This window comes from Bradyrhizobium aeschynomenes (genome assembly GCF_013178945.1).
Lineage (GTDB): Bacteria > Pseudomonadota > Alphaproteobacteria > Rhizobiales > Xanthobacteraceae > Bradyrhizobium > Bradyrhizobium aeschynomenes.
On the sequence record NZ_JABFDM010000003.1, the window covers coordinates 167,092 to 184,169 of the forward strand.

13 protein-coding genes are annotated in these 17,078 nt (G+C 66.0%); 7 read left to right on the forward strand and 6 right to left on the reverse strand.

Going from position 1 to position 17,078, the window contains the following annotated elements; all coding sequences use genetic code 11:
* Positions 1–20: 20 nt before the first annotated feature.
* A complete protein-coding gene (locus HL666_RS09750; protein ID WP_172181155.1) occupies positions 21–1,469 on the reverse strand; it encodes a glutamate synthase subunit beta in 1,449 nt (482 codons plus the stop codon).
* A gap of 318 nt (positions 1,470–1,787) precedes the next feature.
* Entirely contained in the window at positions 1,788–6,524 is a 4,737-nt protein-coding gene (gltB, locus tag HL666_RS09755; RefSeq protein ID WP_172181157.1) for a glutamate synthase large subunit, read from the reverse strand.
* A 536-nt stretch (positions 6,525–7,060) separates the two neighbouring features.
* On the opposite strand from gltB, the gene HL666_RS09760 reads away from it, so the two are divergent.
* Entirely contained in the window at positions 7,061–8,068 is a 1,008-nt protein-coding gene (locus tag HL666_RS09760; protein ID WP_172181159.1) for a hypothetical protein, read from the forward strand.
* Positions 8,069–8,206: 138 nt separating this feature from the next.
* Here the strand turns inward: HL666_RS09760 and HL666_RS09765 are convergent, their stop codons facing one another.
* The gene (locus HL666_RS09765) at positions 8,207–8,692 is read right to left on the reverse strand and encodes a hypothetical protein (RefSeq protein ID WP_172181161.1); all 486 of its coding nucleotides are present in this window, start codon (positions 8,690–8,692) and stop codon (positions 8,207–8,209) included.
* 295 nt (positions 8,693–8,987) lie between these two features.
* On the opposite strand from HL666_RS09765, the gene HL666_RS09770 reads away from it, so the two are divergent.
* The gene (locus HL666_RS09770; protein ID WP_172113220.1) at positions 8,988–9,254 is read left to right on the forward strand and encodes a hypothetical protein; all 267 of its coding nucleotides are present in this window, start codon (positions 8,988–8,990) and stop codon (positions 9,252–9,254) included.
* 341 nt (positions 9,255–9,595) lie between these two features.
* Here the strand turns inward: HL666_RS09770 and HL666_RS09775 are convergent, their stop codons facing one another.
* On the reverse strand, positions 9,596–10,072 hold the full coding sequence (locus HL666_RS09775) for an Hsp20 family protein (RefSeq protein ID WP_172132215.1): 477 nt from the start codon (positions 10,070–10,072) through the stop codon (positions 9,596–9,598).
* A gap of 194 nt (positions 10,073–10,266) precedes the next feature.
* Here HL666_RS09775 and HL666_RS09780 point away from each other — a divergent pair, with 194 nt between their 5' ends.
* Together HL666_RS09780 and HL666_RS09785 are read left to right on the forward strand one after the other, a co-directional pair.
* Positions 10,267–11,214, forward strand: a complete 948-nt coding sequence (locus HL666_RS09780; protein WP_172181163.1) for an alpha/beta fold hydrolase — start codon at positions 10,267–10,269, stop codon at positions 11,212–11,214.
* 78 nt (positions 11,215–11,292) lie between these two features.
* A complete protein-coding gene (locus HL666_RS09785; RefSeq protein WP_172181165.1) occupies positions 11,293–12,135 on the forward strand; it encodes a tetratricopeptide repeat protein in 843 nt (280 codons plus the stop codon).
* Here HL666_RS09785 and HL666_RS09790 read toward each other — a convergent pair.
* The gene (locus HL666_RS09790; RefSeq protein ID WP_172181167.1) at positions 12,125–12,835 is read right to left on the reverse strand and encodes a hypothetical protein; all 711 of its coding nucleotides are present in this window, start codon (positions 12,833–12,835) and stop codon (positions 12,125–12,127) included. The two genes, HL666_RS09785 and HL666_RS09790, sit on opposite strands and share 11 nt — an antisense overlap.
* A 207-nt stretch (positions 12,836–13,042) precedes the next feature.
* Between HL666_RS09790 and HL666_RS09795 the strand changes: the two genes are divergently transcribed.
* Positions 13,043–14,431, forward strand: coding sequence for a PAS domain-containing HWE histidine kinase family protein (locus HL666_RS09795; protein ID WP_172181169.1), 1,389 nt, complete (start codon positions 13,043–13,045; stop codon positions 14,429–14,431).
* 99 nt (positions 14,432–14,530) lie between these two features.
* Here HL666_RS09795 and HL666_RS09800 read toward each other — a convergent pair whose 3' ends face one another.
* A complete protein-coding gene (locus HL666_RS09800; RefSeq protein ID WP_172181171.1) occupies positions 14,531–15,733 on the reverse strand; it encodes an ABC transporter substrate-binding protein in 1,203 nt (400 codons plus the stop codon).
* A 12-nt stretch (positions 15,734–15,745) separates the two neighbouring features.
* On the opposite strand from HL666_RS09800, the gene HL666_RS09805 reads away from it, so the two are divergent.
* Both HL666_RS09805 and HL666_RS09810 read left to right on the forward strand, forming a co-directional pair.
* Positions 15,746–16,549 (forward strand): GntR family transcriptional regulator, encoded by an 804-nt coding sequence (locus HL666_RS09805; RefSeq protein ID WP_246741508.1) that lies wholly within the window; start codon positions 15,746–15,748, stop codon positions 16,547–16,549.
* A 158-nt stretch (positions 16,550–16,707) separates the two neighbouring features.
* Positions 16,708–17,031 (forward strand): immunity 53 family protein, encoded by a 324-nt coding sequence (locus tag HL666_RS09810; RefSeq protein WP_172181173.1) that lies wholly within the window; start codon positions 16,708–16,710, stop codon positions 17,029–17,031.
* Positions 17,032–17,078 lie beyond the last annotated feature (47 nt).

The window sequence follows — 17,078 nt, forward strand, 5'->3', positions numbered from 1 at the left end:
CTGGCGGAGTTGACTGCCGCTCAGCGCGGCAGCTCGGTCTTGCCCATCAGGAACTTGTCCACGGCCTGAGCACACAGGCGGCCTTCGCGGATCGCCCAGACCACCAGCGACTGGCCGCGGCGCATGTCGCCGGCGGAGAACACCTTCGGCAGCGAGGTCTGGTAGTCCGAGAGGTTGGCCTTGACGTTGCCGCGCGGGTCGAGGTCGACGCCGAGGCTCTTCAGCAGGCCCTCGTGCACCGGATGCACGAAGCCCATCGCCAGCAGCACGAGGTCGGCATCGAGCACGAACTCGGTGCCGGGGATCGGCTTGAACTGGCCGTCGACGCGCACGCAGTGCAGCTTCTTCACCGCGCCGTTCTCGCCTTCGAACTTCTGCGTCAGCACCGCGAATTCGCGCACCGCGCCTTCGGCTTGGCTCGACGACGTCCGCATCTTCAAGGGCCAGTTCGGCCAGGTCAGCTCCTTGTTCTCACGCTCCGGCGGGGCCGGCATGATCTCGAGCTGGGTCACGGACAGCGCGCCCTGGCGCAGCGAGGTGCCGATGCAGTCAGAGCCGGTGTCGCCGCCGCCGATCACGACGACATGCTTGCCGCCGGCGAGGATGTCGGTGGCGTTGACGGCTTCGTTGCCGACGCGGCGGTTCTGCTGCGGCAGGAAGTCCATCGCGTAGTGCACGCCGGAGAGATCGCGACCGGGGATCGGCAGGTCGCGCGGCGCTTCCGCGCCGCCGGTGAGCGCCACGGCGTCGTAATCCTTCAGCAGCGACTTCGCATCGATGCCGTCCTTGCCGCCGACATGGGCGCCGTAATGGAAGGTGACGCCTTCGCCTTCCATCTGCGAGATGCGGCGGTCGATGATGCCCTTCTCCATTTTGAAGTCGGGAATGCCGTAGCGGAGCAGGCCGCCGGCCTTGGCGTTCTTCTCATAGACATGGACATCGTGACCGGCGCGGGCGAGCTGCTGCGCGGCAGCGAGGCCAGCAGGGCCGGCGCCGACGATGGCGACCTTCTTGCCGGTCCTGACCGCGGCCGGCTCCGGCTTGAGCCAGCCGTTCTCCCAGGCCTTGTCGACGATGGCGCATTCGATCGTCTTGATGGTCACCGGATTGTCGTCGATGTTCAGGGTGCACGACGCCTCGCACGGGGCGGGGCAGATGCGGCCGGTGAACTCCGGGAAGTTGTTGGTCGAGTGCAGGTTGCGCGACGCCTCTTCCCAGTTGCCGTTGTAGATCAGGTCGTTCCAGTCCGGAATCTGGTTGTTGACCGGGCAGCCGGGTGTGCCCGGCGCGGCCGAGCCGGTGCCGTGGCAATAGGGAATGCCGCAATTCATGCAGCGCGCCGCCTGGTCGCGCAGCTCCTTCTCGGAGAGCGGCACCACGAATTCCTGGAAATGCTTCAGCCGCTCGGCAACCGGCGCGTACTTGCGATCGTGCCGCTCGATTTCGAGAAAACCTGTGACCTTGCCCATGACCTGTGACGTCCCTGACTGCTCGGGCCTCATGGTTCGAGACGACGCTTGCGCGCCTCCTCACCATGAGGGTTTAGTTTCCTGCTTCTCCTCACCCTGAGGAGCGGCGCTTTGCGCCGCGCCTCGAAGGGCGAGGCCCGTCTGCTGGCCTCATGGTTCGAGACGGCGCTTTCGCGCCTCCTCACCATGAGGAATTTGCTTCCCGCTTCTCCTCACCCTGAGGAGCGGCGTCTTCGCCGCGTCTCGAAGGGCGAGGCCCCGCTCTCGGCCTCATGGTTCGAGACGGCGCTTCGCGCCTCCTCACCATGAGGAGCAACATCAAGCCCCGATCGCGATCTTCGGCTCGGCGTCGGCCTTGGCAGCGAGCTCGCGAAGGGCGCGGCGGTACTCGACCGGCATGACCTTGCGGAACTTCGGCGCAAACTCCTTCCAGTTCGCCAGGATGTCGGCGGCGCGCTTGGAGCCGGTGGCCTTGGCGTGACGCGAGATCAGAACGTGCAGGCGCTCGACGTCGGACGCCAGCAGGTTCTTGAACACGTCGACCCGGCCATGCGCCTCGAGGTCGCCCATCTGGTGATAGGTGTCCTCGGCGATCATCTCCTCCGACAGGACCGGCTCGAGCTCGACCATCGCCATGTTGCAATGCTTGTCGAAGTCGCCGGCCTCGTCGAGCACATAGGCGACGCCGCCCGACATGCCGGCCGCGAAGTTGCGCCCGGTCTTGCCGAGCACGACGACGATGCCGCCGGTCATGTATTCGCAGCAATGATCGCCCGCGCCTTCGACGACGGCGACCGCGCCCGAGTTACGCACCGCAAAGCGCTCGCCGGCGATGCCGCGGAAGAAGCACTCGCCGGAGATGGCGCCGTACATCACGGTGTTGCCGACGATGATCGACTCCTCCGGCACGATGCCGGAGTTGCGCGGCGGCTTGACGATGATGCGGCCGCCCGACAAGCCCTTGCCGACATAGTCGTTGCCTTCGCCTTCGAGCTCGAAGGTGACGCCGTTGGCGAGCCAGGCGCCGAACGCCTGGCCGGCGGTGCCCTTCAGGCTGACATGGATCGTATCCTGCGGCAGACCGGCATGGCCGTAGATCTTCGCCACCGCGCCGGAGAGCATCGCGCCCGCCGAACGGTCGGTGTTGTTGATCTCGGCCTCGATCTTGACCGGCGCACCGCGGTCGAGCGCGGGCCTGGCCTGCTCGATCAGTCTGCGGTCGAGCACGGCGTCGAGGTGATGATCCTGCTTCTCCGAGTGGAAGATCTTCTGGCCGGGCGCTTCCTTCTGCTTCACGAACAGTTTTGAGAAGTCGAGACCCTTGGCCTTCCAATGCGCCACCAGCTTGGACTGGTCGAGCATCTGCACCTGGCCGACCATCTCGTTGAACGAGCGGTAGCCCAGGGCTGCCATGATCTCGCGAACCTCTTCGGCCACGAAGAAGAAGTAGTTGATGACGTGCTCCGGCTGGCCGGTGAAGCGCTTGCGCAGCACCGGGTCCTGGGTGGCGACGCCGACCGGGCAGGTGTTGAGATGGCACTTGCGCATCATGATGCAGCCGGCCGCGATCAACGGCGCCGTGGCGAAACCGAACTCGTCGGCGCCGAGCAGCGCGCCGATGACGACGTCACGGCCGGTGCGGAAGCCGCCGTCGACCTGGACCACGATGCGGCTGCGCAGCCGCTCGCGCACCAGGGTCTGGTGCGTTTCGGCAAGGCCGATCTCCCACGGCGATCCCGCATGCTTGATCGAGGTGAGGGGCGAGGCACCGGTGCCGCCCTCGAAGCCCGCGATCGTGACATGGTCGGCGCGCGCCTTGGCGACGCCCGCAGCAACCGTGCCGACGCCGACTTCGGAGACAAGCTTCACCGACACCTGACCGTCGGGATTGACGTTCTTCAGGTCATAGATGAGCTGCGCGAGGTCCTCGATCGAGTAGATGTCGTGATGCGGCGGCGGCGAGATCAGGCCGACGCCCGGGGTCGAGTGGCGCACCTTGGCGATGGTCGCGTCGACCTTGTGGCCGGGCAACTGACCGCCTTCGCCGGGCTTGGCACCCTGCGCCATCTTGATCTGCATCATGTCGGAGTTGACGAGGTACTCCGTCGTCACGCCGAACCGGCCCGAGGCGACCTGCTTGATCGCCGAGCGCATGGAGTCGCCGTTCGGCAGCGGCTTGAAGCGGTCGGCTTCCTCGCCGCCTTCGCCGGTGTTCGACTTGCCGCCGATCCGGTTCATGGCGATCGCGAGCGTGGTGTGCGCCTCGCGCGAGATCGAGCCGAACGACATCGCGCCCGTGGCGAAACGCTTGACGATCTCCTTGGCCGGCTCGACCTCATCGAGCGGGACCGGCTTGCGCTTGTCGTCCTCGGCCGACTTGATCCGGAACAGGCCGCGCAGGGTCAGCAGCCGCTCGGACTGCTCGTTGAGCAGCCGGGCGAACGCCTGGTAGCGCTCCCTGGAATTGCCGCGCACCGCATGCTGCAGGGTCGCGACCGATTCCGCGGTCCATGCATGGTCCTCGCCGCGGGTGCGGAAGGCGTATTCGCCGCCGACGTCGAGCGCGGTCTTGTAGACCAGCGCGTCGCCGAACGCGTCGCGGTGGCGGCGCGTGGTCTCCTCGGCGATCTCTGGCAGGCCGACGCCTTCGATGCGGGTGTGGGTGCCGTAGAAGAACTTCTGCACGAACTCGGCCTTGAGGCCGACCGCGTCGAAGATCTGCGCGCCGCAATAGGACTGGTAGGTCGAGATGCCCATCTTCGACATGACCTTGAGCAGGCCCTTGCCGATCGACTTGATGTAGCGCTTGACGACCTCGTAGTCGCTCAGCGCGCCCGGCAGCTTGTCCTTGAGCGCGATGATGGTCTCGAAGGCCAGATACGGATTGATCGCCTCGGCGCCATAGCCGGCCAGGCAGGCGAAGTGATGCACCTCGCGCGGCTCACCGCTCTCGACGACGAGACCGACCGACGTGCGCAGGCCGGTGCGGATCAGATGGTGATGCACGGCGGCGCAGGCCAGCAGCGACGGGATCGGAATCCGGTCGTTCGAGACCATGCGGTCGGACAGGATGATGATGTTGACGCCCTCGCGCACCGCAGCCTCGGCGCGGCCGCAGAGATCGTCGAGCACCTGCTCGAAGCCGGCGGCCCCCAGGCTGGCGTCGAACGTGGTGTCGAGCGTGCGCGAGACGAAGTGGCTGTCGGAGACCTCCGAGATCGAGCGGATCTTCTCCAGGTCCGCATCCGTCAGGATCGGCTGGTGCACCTCGAGCCGCTTGGTCGAGGCGACGCCTTCCAGATCGAACAGGTTCGGCCGCGGACCGATGATCGAGACCAGGCTCATCACCAGCTCCTCGCGGATCGGGTCGATCGGCGGGTTGGTGACCTGGGCGAAGTTCTGCTTGAAGTAGGTGAACAAGAGCTTGGGCTTGTCCGACAGCGCCGAGATCGGCGCGTCGTTGCCCATCGAGCCCGTGGCTTCCTCGCCGGTCGAGGCCATCGGCGTCATCAGGATGTTGATGTCTTCCTGGGTGTAGCCGAACGCCTGCTGCCGATCGAGCAGCGGCAGGTTGGTACGCGCGCCCTTGGTCGGCGCATCCGGCAGCTTCTCGACCTGGATCTGGGTGCGCGTGAGCCATTCCTGATAGGGATGGCTGGCGGCGAGCTGAGCCTTGATCTCGTCGTCGGGGATGAGGCGCCCTTCCTCGAGATCGACGAGCAGCATCTTGCCGGGCTGCAGCCGCCACTTGGTGACGATCTGGTCCTCCGGAATCTTGAGCACGCCCATTTCGGACGCCATCACGATGCGGTCGTCCTTGGTCACGAGATAGCGCGCCGGCCGCAAGCCGTTGCGGTCGAGCGTGGCGCCGATCTGGCGGCCGTCGGTGAACGCGATCGCGGCGGGGCCGTCCCACGGCTCCATCAGCGCGGCGTGATATTCGTAGAACGACCGCCGCTCCTCGCTCATCAGCGGATTGCCGGCCCACGCCTCCGGGATCATCATCATGACCGCGTGCGGCAGCGAGTAGCCGCCCTGCACCAGGAATTCGAGCGCGTTGTCGAAGCAGGCGGTGTCGGACTGGCCCTCATAGGAGATCGGCCAGAGCCGGCTGATGTCCTTGCCGAACAGCTCCGACGACACCGACGCCTGGCGCGCCGCCATCCAGTTGACGTTGCCGCGCAGCGTGTTGATCTCGCCGTTGTGGGCGATCATCCGGTACGGGTGCGCCAGCGACCAGGTCGGGAAGGTGTTGGTCGAGAAACGCTGATGCACCAGCGCCAGCGCGCTCTCGAAGTCCGGCTCGTGCAGATCGGCGTAGTACTTGCCGAGCTGGTCGGCCAGGAACATGCCCTTGTAGATCACGGTCCGGCACGACATCGAGCAGGGATAATAGCCCGACATGCCGCGGTCGCGGCGCTGATAGATCGCCTGCGAGATCGACTTGCGGAGGATGTAGAGCTTGCGCTCGAACTCGTCCTCGGTCTTGGCGGCGCCGTTGCGGCCGATGAACACCTGCATGCTGCGCGGCTCGGTCGGCTTGACCGTCACGCCCAGCGAGGAGTTGTCGGTCGGCACGTCGCGCCAGCCGAGCAGCACCAGGCCTTCGTCCTCGATCTGGTCGGCGATGATGCTCTTGATGACGTTCCGCCAGGCCTCGTCGCGCGGCATGAACAGCGCGCCGATGGCGTACTCGCCGGGAGCGGGCAGGGTGAAGCCGAGCTCCTTCGCCTTGCGGGAGAAGAAGGCGTGCGGAATCTGCACCAGGATGCCGGCGCCGTCGCCGAAGCGCGGGTCGGCGCCGACGGCGCCGCGATGCTCGAGGTTGCACAGGATGCTGAGCGCGTCCGCGACGATCTGATGCGACTTCTGGCCCTTGATGTTGGCGATGAAGCCGACGCCGCAGGAATCCTTCTCCTGCGACGGGTCATAAAGGCCCTCGGCTTCCGGGCGCCACGTATGCAGCTCGCGGGTGATCTCGGCCGGTTTCTCATGCGAATCCACAGCCAGCACCGCGCCACCCAACTTTCCGTGCTCGACCTTCGATCCGCTCATATCCGTCCCCATCAGTTATTGGTCAGGGCCTTCACCACAGTCCGGTACACAGTCCGGCGCACCCCGGGCGCTGCGCGGGCCCCTCTCCGGAACCAACGCTCGTCCTTCTCAGCGAGCCGCATTTGCAGAATTCAGGCCAGCCACCGGGGGACCATGTCCCACTGAACGACCGCGGCCTGTTCATGTCGCAGCGCCCCTAGGGCGCCGTAACATCATTGCAAAGTCTCGGTCACCTTTGCAACGAAATTTTAGACAGCAATTCTGTCCTAAACCGCAAGATGCCAAACTTTAACCTATCACACAAGCGCAGCGGAGTCCTGAGCTCCGGGCTCCTCATCGCGCGCATTCCCCGGCAAATCTTCCGTTTTTCTCAGGCGAACCGCCGGACCAATCACGTGCCGCGCGCATTTTTGAAACCTTTCGCCCTGTTCCTGCCCCGCCTCCGACCCAGGGCCGCCGGAATCACGGCAGAACGTCAGCCCACTTGAGAAGAAGCGAACAGCTTCACGTGCGGGGGCATGCAGGAGCTTTGAGCCATGAAATTGCTAGTTGGAGCCGTCTCGGCCTCGTTGATCGCAGCCTTCGCCGCCCAGGCCGAGCCGCTGCCGCCATCGGGCCTGCGCGGGCCGTACACGGCGGTCTCCGATTTCGACGCGCCTTATTCCGACGCGCCGCCGGCCGTCATGCCCGCGCCGCCGCCGCGCTACGGTTATCGTCCGGCCCCGGACTATGGCTACCGCGAGGAGCGCTACACGCCGCCCGCGCCGGTGTACCGCCAGGATGGGTATCGCGACGGTTACCAGCAGGACTATGGCTATGCGCCGGCGTTCCTGCCGGTGCATGAGGTCTATGCCATCCTGCGCGACAACGGCTTCTCGCCGCTCGGCGCGCCGCGCCAGCGCGGCAATGTCTATGTCGTGGCGGTGCTCGACCGCCAGGGCGAGGACGGCAAGCTCGTGGTCGATGCCCGATCCGGGCGCATCATCCGCTTCGTGCCGGCGTTCCAGTGGGGCGACGACTACGAACGCATGCGCTACGAGCCGGCGCCGCGCGGCGGCCTCGACCGGCTGCCGCCGCCGACCGTGATCCGCGCCGACCCGCGGCTGGTGCCGCCTGCGGCGCCCCGGGTCGCCAATGCAATGCCGGCGCAGCTGCCGAAGGTGCCGACGCCCGCCGCGCGCCCTGCGCCGTCGCCCCAGACGGCAGCGCTCAATCCGAAGCCGGCCGAGGCGGCCAAGCCGGCGCCGAGGCCTGCGGACATCAAGCCGGCCGAAGCCAAATCCGCGGACGTGAAGCCCGTCGAGGCCAAGGCCGATACAAAGGCCGATATGCCGAAGGCGGGGGAGGTCAAGCCGCCCGAGACCACGTCGTCTGATGCCAAGCCGGCGGAGGCCAAGGCAACCGAAGCGAAGCCGTCGGATGCCAGGCCCGTCCAGTCGGCTGCGGCTGCGCCGCAGACGACCGGATCGATCACTCCGGCAGCCAAGCCTGCGCCGCAGATCCTGCCCACAATGAAGATGCCTCCGGCGCAGGGGCTGGATTGAGCCCAGGGGGAGCGGGAGCCACGCGCTGCCGCTCCGACCAAAACCGTCATCGCCCGGTTCGACCGGGCGATCCAGTTCTTCGGCTGGTGCCGCCACGCCCTGCTGTCGTCGCCCGGCCGCGCACGTGATCAGTCCCTCCTAAGCCGCGCGGACCAGCCACCAGGTCCAGACCAGCTCCAGCGCGATCCAATGCTGCAGGCGCTGATGGAATCCGGGCTCGAGCAGCATCTGGCCGCCGCGCGGTTCGAGCGTGAGCCAGTCTTGGTCGCGCGCCGCCGCCAGCAGCTTGTTGATATGGGTCCGTGAGACGTCCATGCGCGGCGCCAGGGCCGATGGCTGGACGACGGTCGGAATGCCGGTGCTGGCCGCAGGCCCGCAGTTCTGCAGCAACTCGAGCAGAAGCAGATAGCCGCAGGCCCGATCCATGAAAGCCTGGATCTCCGGGAAGCCGTCATGGAGCCTGAACTGGTGTCGCGCGAAAACTTCGACATTGCCGCCGTAGGCCAGCATCACGTGGCGCTGGCGGCCCCATTCCTGCGCCGGCGCCGGCAGCTTCTGCACGGTTTCGAGCGCCGCCAGCCGGGCGGCGACGTTGTCGCTCTGGATATCGAGCAGCAAGGGCAACGGGCGCAGCCGCGTGGCGCGCCGGTCGGTCGAGGTGGTCGTCCTGTCCGATCAGCTCGAATGACAGCAGCGTCCGGATCGCGCCCTTCACCGCCTTCGGGCCGGCGAGGCCGCCCCTCGTGCAGAGCTCGACGAGTTGCGAGGTTGCGTTCGATCATATGTTCGCGTTCCTGGTGTGGCGGATGGTCACGGACTTGGCGGTGAACGCGAGGCCGGCGCGGTGCAACGAATGTTTGCCCAGTCAGATGAAGGGCATCCGTAAATCTCATCGCACCCGCACAAAGGAATTAGTCCCATGAAGCGCATTTCCCTCAATCGTGTTGCCGCTCTCGCCGTGGCAATCTCGGCCACGTTCCTGCTTACCCCTGCCCACGCGACCGTCCCGTCCGCCGCTCCGTTCGATACGATCGGCGCTCCGGTGCAGACGGCAGGCCTCGCCTGGCGCTGCGGCAAGAACAACCCGGCCTGGTGGGGCACGTTCGGCAACGGCTGCCTGAAGCAAAAGCGCGCGGCCCGGCGCAATGCATCCTTCATCGGCCCGGAGCTGTCGCAGCCGTCGTGACGGGGAAACACTATCGAACCCTGGAGGCAGGCGGCCTCCGGGGTCTCCCCTGCACCAGATTGCGGCGTGACTTGAAATTAAGTCACCGCGATTTGGCGAGGCGCGGGGCAAACCTGCCAGATGATGCGCACCAGACCCCATCCGTCACCGACCACGCAATCGTCGGCGAGCTTGTGGAAGCACCGCCACCGCTGGCTCTCAGCAGCATGATTTCGCCCGAACGCGGCGGGTAACGTCGCGGTCCTCACGGGTCAGCTCCACCACGTCTCGCGGACCTCGGGCAAGCATAGCGAAACGCCCCGGTTGCCCGGGGCGTTTGCATTCCTGGAGGGGTGTGCCGGTTACGCGGCGGCCTTCTCGGCGGAGCCTTCGATGGCCGGCTGCTCGGCCTGGGCGTTCGTCGAGATCGGAATCGACCGCGGCTTCTTGGCCTCGGGGATCTCGCGGACGAGGTCGACGTGGAGCAGGCCGTTCTCGAGGCTGGCGTTCTTCACCACCACGTGGTCGGCGAGCTGGAAAGAGCGCTCGAACGCGCGGGCGGCGATGCCGCGATACAGCACCTCGCTCTTCTTGCCGTTCTCGTTGGCGGCCTTCTCGCCCTTGATCGTCAGCGTGTTTTCCTTCGCGACGAGGGAGAGCTCATCCTTGCCAAAGCCGGAGACGGCGACGGTGATGCGGTAGGCGTTCTCACCGGTGCGCTCGATATTGTAGGGCGGATAGCCGGGGCTGGGCTCGGCGGTCGCCTGGTCGAGCAGCGAAAACAGACGGTCGAAACCGACGGTGGAACGATAGAACGGGGTGAGATCGTAGGTACGCATGGTCAAAGTCCTCCATTGAGCGACTGTTGAGGCAAACCCGCCCGCCGTCGGGCCGGGCTGTCGTGCAGCCGTGACGGCCTGCACATCCCCGATATGGTTCGGACGATTGGACGTTCAAGGGCCCCCGAAAGCGGCTCTTTTTGCCGTTCCACCCCTTGATTCCCACTGCCTTTCACCTATTCGATGGGCGCCTCATGACGCTCGTCTCGATTCCCGCCAATCCCGTTCCCGAAAACGCCACCTCCGGCACCATCAAGACCCCTGATGGCGCCGAGCTGCGCTTTGCGCGCTGGGCGCCGCCGGCCGGGCGCAAGGGCACCGTCTGCGTGTTCACCGGCCGCAGCGAGATGATCGAGAAGTATTTCGAGACGGTGCGGGATCTGCGCGATCGCGGCTTTGCGGTGGCGATCATCGATTGGCGCGGTCAAGGGCACTCGTCGCGGCGGCTGCGCGACACGCGCAAGGGCTATGTGCGCTCGTTCTCGGACTACGAGGTCGACGTCGAGACCTTCGTCACCGAGGTGGTGCTGCCGGACTGTCCGCCGCCTTATTTCGCGCTGGCGCATTCGATGGGCGGAACCGTGCTGCTGCGGCTCGCTCATTCCGGCAAGCGCTGGTTCGACCGCGTCGTGCTGTCGGCGCCGATGATCGACCTGCCGGGCCGGCGCACCTCGCTGCCGGCGCGGCTGCTGCTGCGCGCGATGCGGATCGCAGGGCAGGGCGGCCGCTACGTGCCGGGCGGCAATGACGACATCAGCGGGCTCGCGCCTTTCGTCAACAATCCGCTGACGTCGGATCCCGTGCGCTATGCGCGCAACGCGGCCATCCTGGAGGAGGATCCGACACTCGGCATCGCCTCGCCCACGGTGGCCTGGGCCGATGCCGCCTTCTCGGCCATGGCGACCTTCCGCGGTGTCAGCTACCCGTCGCAGATTCGCCAGCCGATCCTGATGCTGGCCGCCTCCAGCGATAGCGTGGTATCGACGGCCGCGATCGAGGAGTTCGCCTATCATCTGCGGGCCGGCTCGCATCTCGTGATCGCCGGCGCCAAGCACGAGATCCTGCAGGAGCAGGACCGCTACCGTTCGCAGTTCTGGGCCGCGTTCGACGCCTTCGTGCCGGGAACGCCGCTGTTCGGTTGAGCCATCCGCCGTTGCTGGACACCCTGTCGTCTTGCGGGCTAGAGCTATCGGCCATTCTCGAGGTTGTGACGGCTGGTCGTGAGCAAGGCGCAGAACAGGTTGCAGGCTCAGGCGCTGCAGGAGGCGATCCATGCCTTGCGTGCGCGGCAGTTCGCGCGCGCCGAGCAGATCGCCGCCTCGATCCTGCGCACGGCCAGGACCGATCGCGCCGCACTGCTCGTTCATTCCCATGCCCTGCTCGGCCAGCAGCGTGCCGGCGAGGCGGTGGCGGCGCTGGAGAAGGCGGCGCTGCGCGGCGCCGATCCGGAGCTGGAGACGCTGCTGGGCGCAGCTTTGTGCGAGTCGCGGCGCGCAGCCGATGGGATCGCGCAATTGCGCAAGACCGCGGCGCGGCGCCCGCCGTTCTTCCCTGCCTTTCAGGAGCTCGCCGGCCGGCTGGCGAGATCCGGCGAACTCCGCGAGGCCATCTTGGTGGTCGAGGAGGCGCAGGCGCTATCGCCCGACAGTGTCGATCTCAAGCTCGATCTCGCGCGGCTCTGCCTGCAGGCCAATGAGCGCGCGCGTGCGCGGGACAATCTCGTCGCGGCGCGCGAGGCGGCGCCGGGACGTCCGGACATCCTGGTCGAACTCGCCTGGGTGCATTTTCTGGATGGCGACTACGCGGAGGCCGCCGGCACCTACCGCCATGCGCTGGGGCTGCGGCCGGAGGATACCCAGACCCGCGCCAATCTGGCGATGTGCCTGGCCGAGATGGGCGATCGCGACGGTGCCCAGGCGGCGCTGCGCACGGTGGTGCGCGGCCGGCCGCATCTGCTGACCCGTGCGGCCTACACGCTGGCGGTGACCTCGCATGGCCGCTTCTTCTTCCGTCCGAGCGCGGCCGCCAAATTCCTTGGCGCCGACGGGACCCTCAAGCCCTGAACCTCTTGCGATAGACGCCGGTTTCGCGCTTGAGCGCGTCGCGCACCTCGTGAATGTCGGCAATCTCCTCCTCGGTGAAGGCCGAGGTCTGCATCGCCCATGTCTGCCGTTTCACCGGGATGCATTGCGCGACTGGCGTCCCCTTCGGCAGCACGCCGCGAAATGCCGTGTCGTGCCAATGCGCCGGGAAGTGTACGAAGCTGTCGTGGAAGCGATCGCTGTCGACGAGGCCGGTCACCGTGGTGAACGGCAGGTCGAAGCGGTTCACGGGGTGGGTGAAGAGCAGCGCCCAGCCCTCGGGCGCCTCGATCGTCCACAGATTGTGAAATTTGAGCAGGAAGCGGTCGGCCTCGAACAGCGGCGATCCCGTGACCTGCGATACGTCGTGAAAGCTGATCGGCGAACGCGGAAAATCGATGGCGCCGCCCGGCGGCAGCTCGTTGTCCCAGCTGATGCCGCCGTCCTCGACCTTGAGATCGCAGATCAGCGGAATCAGGAAACCTGTCGTCATCGCATCGATGAACGGCGGGCAGCGCTTGACGGTCTGCTCCTCCGCCTGGTTGAGCGCGCTGAATGCCGTCGCGGGCATGCTCTTGACCCATTCGGGAACGCCCATCGGCGCCGGCACCGGCTGCGGAATGAGGCCTTCGAGCTCCTTGGGGCAACGAAATTTCAACGTGAGGGAATCGGTCTCGGACATCGGAAATGCAGTGCTCCTGTAGCGCGCAGGATCATAACCTCCGGACTGTCACGATGACAGCGATGATCCGTCATGCGCGGCTTCGAGCGCCAGCATTCGGCTTTTCCGTCAAGCTCCGCCATATGCCTCCGGTAGCCCAAGTCTATTGTTTGCAGCTGCGCAAATTTGTGTTTTCCTTGCCGTGAAAAAGGCAGGGTCTGGCTTGCAATGGGCCGCAGGAATAGCGGGACAAGTGATGCGCATCTGGCGGCAATCGTCGCGAACTCTTTCGACGCCATCATCTCAAAAGATTTGCAAGGCACGATCCGGAGCTGGAATCGCGCCGCAGAGGACATCTTTGGCTGGTCTGCACGAGAAATCGTAGGCCGCTCGATCCGCACCATCATTCCTGCCGATCGGCTCCGCGAGGAGGAGCACATCATCGAAAGGGTCGGCGCGGGCGAGATCGTGCCTCGCTTCGAGACGGTGCGGCTCAACAAGCAGGGATTGCCGATCCCGGTCGAGATATGCGTGTCACCGATCCGAGACAGGGCCGGGACGATCGTCGGTGCCTCGAAGATCGCCAGCGACATCAGCCGCACGATTGAGCTGAGAAACAGGCTGGCCGACAGCGAACGTCAGTTCAGGATGCTGGCGAACAACATTGCGCAGCTTGCCTGGATCGCCGATCGCGATGGATCGATCTTCTGGTACAACGAGCGCTGGTACGACTACACAGGTACGACCATCGAGCAAATGAAGGGCTGGGGCTGGACCGGCGTGCATCATCCCGATCATGTCGAGCGGGTGAAGGCGCGCATTCAGGAAAGCTGGGATTTCGGCGTCGAATGGGAGGACACCTTTCCGCTGCGCGGCAAGGACGGCACCTACCGCTGGTTCCTGTCACGAGCCAAGCCGGTGCTGGACGACACCGGCCAGATCTGGCGCTGGTTCGGAACCAACACCGACATCACCGCGCAGCTCCAGAGCGAAGAGAAGATCCGGCTGCTGATGGGGGAGGTGAACCATCGCGCCAAGAACATGATCACGGTCGTCCAGGCTATTGTGATGAGAACTGTCGACCGGCACGATTCGGACGCCTTGGCGAGCCGGCTCGCGGCGTTGGGGCGCAACCAGGATCTGCTGACCCAGCACAATTGGAACGGGGCGCGGCTCGGCGAGCTGATTTCGTCCCAACTCGCACCGGTCGGTGATCTCGTCGGGAGCCGGATCATCCTGACAGGGGATCTCGATGTCTTGCTGTCCCCCGCCGCCAGCGAGACGATCGGTCTGGCGATCCACGAGCTCGGCACGAACGCGACCAAATACGGATCGCTGTCCGGCGCCGCCGGGCAGGTTTCCATCGCCTGCGCGGTCATCGATGAAGCGAACGGCAAGCGCCTACGAATAGTCTGGCGCGAGAGCGGCGGCCCTGCCGTTGCGGCGCCAGAGCGGACCGGGTTCGGCAGTGTGATGATTGATCGCAATCCGCGCCTGGCACTGCAGGCGGAGGTGCAACTTGCCTTTCCGCCCGAAGGCTTCGTCTGGCGGCTCGATGTGCCGCTCGAGCAAGTGCAGGCGCAGGGCAGCGACGATTCCGGAGCGGGGAGGCTCTGAGCCGGACAGCCACGGCCCGATCCGTCCCTGCACTTCCTGGCCGGCGTGACAGGTCAGCCGCACACGATCGATGCGGCAGCGGCAACGGGTTGCCTTCGACTATCTCGTCGAGAGCACCTCGCCGAAGCGCTCCCACTGCTTGCCGGTGAAGCGCATGAACTGCACCTGCTCGACCGGCAGATGGTCGCCCTCCGACGTGTTGACCTTGATGCCGGGCAGCAGCATCGGCAACGCCAGATCCTTGATCGACAGCGCCTGCTTCAGGATGTTCTCGCGCGACAGGTCGTTGCCGGCGGCCTTCAGCACGTACTCCAGCGCCATGCCGTTGTTGTAGCCGTTGACGTAGTTGGAATCGCGGATGTCGCCGTCGGGGACGTATTTGGCCATGTAGTCGCGCCAGCCCTTGACGCCGGGATCGTCGGCCCAGACCGGATCGAGCGGGTCCTTGACATAGGCGGTCGAGATGATGCCGGTGCCGGCCTCGAGGCCGGCCGGCTCCATCACCGAGGACATCCACACCGAGACGTTGGTCAGGAACGTCATCGGCCGCCAATTGATCTCGAAAGTCTTGCGGATTGCCTGCGCGGCGAATTTCGGCGTCGCGGCGATGATCAGCGCATCGGCGCCGGAGGATTTCAGCTTCACGATCTGCGAGTCGATGGTCGGCTCGGTGGACTCGTAGCTCGCCACCGTCACCGCCGTGTCGAAGCGTTCGCCGAGCACGTCCTTCAGCCCGGCGAGATAGTCGCGGCCGAAATCGTCGTTCTGGGCGAGAATGGCAAAGGTCGCACCCGGCTTCTTCTGCAGCGCGTAGCGCGCATACATCCGCGCCTCGTTGCGGAACGGCGCCATGACGCCCATCAGCGCCAGCGGAAACTGCGCGGGATCGCCGAACTTCGAGGCACCGGAAGCCACGAACAGCTGCGGCACCTTCTTGCCCTGCAGATATTTGGCGATCGCGGTGTTGTGCGCGGTGCCCATGGTCGAGAAGATGAAGGCGACCTCGTCGCTCTCGACCAGCCGCCGTGTCTGCTCGACCGTCTTGGGCGGCACGTAGCTGTCGTCCAGCGAGAGCAGATTGACCTTGCGCCCGTTGATGCCGCCGCGATCGTTGACCATCTTGAAATAGGCCACCTCACCCTTGCCGAGGATGCCGAAGGCGGATACCGGCCCGCTATAGGGCATGGTCTGTCCGATGCGGATCTCGGTGGCCGTGATACCCGGCTGATCCTCCGCCCTGGCCGGCGTACCCGGCATCGACGACACGATGAGCAAGCCTGCAGCTGCAATCACGCTTCGCATGGACACCTCCTGATGGCCGCGCTGGCGGCGGCCTTGTGCCGAAGCATAGGGACGTCCCAGGCGACGGGCAATAAAAATATACTTTTTATTGAAAATCTATTTTCTGGTTCTGCTATCGTATTGCGAGTCATCGAGCGAGCCATGTCCGCAAGCGCCACACAGACCACCTACGAACGGCTCCGCGCCAGCCTGCTCGCCGGCCTCTACCGGCCGGAGGAGAAGCTCAAGATCAGCGAACTCGGCGCGGCGTTCTCCGTCAGCACCGGCGCCATCCGCGAGGCGCTGGCCAGGCTGACGGCGGAGGGGCTGGTGACGGCGCTGCCACAACGCGGCTTTCGCGTCGCCCCGGTGTCGATTGCCGATCTGCGCGACCTCACGGACATGCGCATCGAGGTCGAGACCAAATGCCTGCGCCGCGCCATCGCCAATGGCGATCTCGGATGGGAAACGGCGGTCGTTGCCGCCCATCACCGTCTGGCGGCGACACCGATTGCCGCCGACGACGGCAGCTTCTCGCCGGCCTGGACACTGGCCCATGGCGACTTCCACGCCGCGCTGGCGCAGGCCTGCGGCAGCACCTGGATGTTGCGGGTGCGCGATCTGCTGTCGGCGCACAATGAGCGTTACCTCGACCTCGCCCGCAAGACCGACCGGGGCAAGCGTGACGCGGCTCGCGAGCATCGCGAGTTGATGGAGGCGACGGTGGCGCGCGACACCGAGCGTGCGGTGAGCATCATGACGGCCCATCTCGGCAAGACCCGGGACACGATCGAAGCCGCGTTGCTGGCCGCCGCGGCGATGAACGAGGCGAGGTGACGGTGGCCGAGAGTCGCTCCCGAGACTGTGCTCTGGCGGCTCTCGCGCGGATCAGCGACTTGCATCATCCTGCACCGGTCCGCCGTACCGGGACGCAGGCCGCAAATGTCTCCGGCCGATCGGTCCCGGACCGGACGTCGTCAACGGATGGGATGCAGATGCGGGATCAGCGCGACCCTCTGAAAGCCCTTCAGGATTGGTACGCCTCCCAATGCGACGGCCAGTGGGAGCATCAATACGGGATCAAGATCGGTACCCTGGACAATCCGGGATGGACCCTCAGGATCGATCTGTCCGCCACGGCATTGGCGGAGCGTCCCTTCACGGAGGTGAAGGTTCAGGGCGACGATGACGATGACTGGTGCCACTGCCACGTTCGGGGCAAGGTCTTCGAGGCCTACTGCGGACCCAATCACCTGGAGGACGTCATCGCCATCTTCCTCGCCTGGGCCATTGCGGCCGCGCGGGGCGCGCAGCATTGATGCGAGGGCAGCCCGCGTGCTCATTCGGCGCAATGGGCACGCGGGCG

Excerpts from the sequence above, each read along its gene's own strand:
- HL666_RS09750 (WP_172181155.1), bottom strand. The coding sequence starts at position 1,469 with ATGGGCAAGGTCACAGGTTTTCTCGAAATCGAGCGGCACGATCGCAAG.
- gltB (WP_172181157.1), bottom strand. The coding sequence starts at position 6,524 with ATGAGCGGATCGAAGGTCGAGCACGGAAAGTTGGGTGGCGCGGTGCTG.
- HL666_RS09760 (WP_172181159.1), top strand. The coding sequence starts at position 7,061 with ATGAAATTGCTAGTTGGAGCCGTCTCGGCCTCGTTGATCGCAGCCTTC.
- HL666_RS09770 (WP_172113220.1), top strand. The coding sequence starts at position 8,988 with ATGAAGCGCATTTCCCTCAATCGTGTTGCCGCTCTCGCCGTGGCAATC.
- HL666_RS09775 (WP_172132215.1), bottom strand. The coding sequence starts at position 10,072 with ATGCGTACCTACGATCTCACCCCGTTCTATCGTTCCACCGTCGGTTTC.
- HL666_RS09780 (WP_172181163.1), top strand. The coding sequence starts at position 10,267 with ATGACGCTCGTCTCGATTCCCGCCAATCCCGTTCCCGAAAACGCCACC.
- HL666_RS09790 (WP_172181167.1), bottom strand. The coding sequence starts at position 12,835 with ATGTCCGAGACCGATTCCCTCACGTTGAAATTTCGTTGCCCCAAGGAG.
- HL666_RS09795 (WP_172181169.1), top strand. The coding sequence starts at position 13,043 with ATGGGCCGCAGGAATAGCGGGACAAGTGATGCGCATCTGGCGGCAATC.
- HL666_RS09800 (WP_172181171.1), bottom strand. The coding sequence starts at position 15,733 with ATGCGAAGCGTGATTGCAGCTGCAGGCTTGCTCATCGTGTCGTCGATG.
- HL666_RS09805 (WP_246741508.1), top strand. The coding sequence starts at position 15,746 with ATGGCCGCGCTGGCGGCGGCCTTGTGCCGAAGCATAGGGACGTCCCAG.
- HL666_RS09810 (WP_172181173.1), top strand. The coding sequence starts at position 16,708 with ATGCGGGATCAGCGCGACCCTCTGAAAGCCCTTCAGGATTGGTACGCC.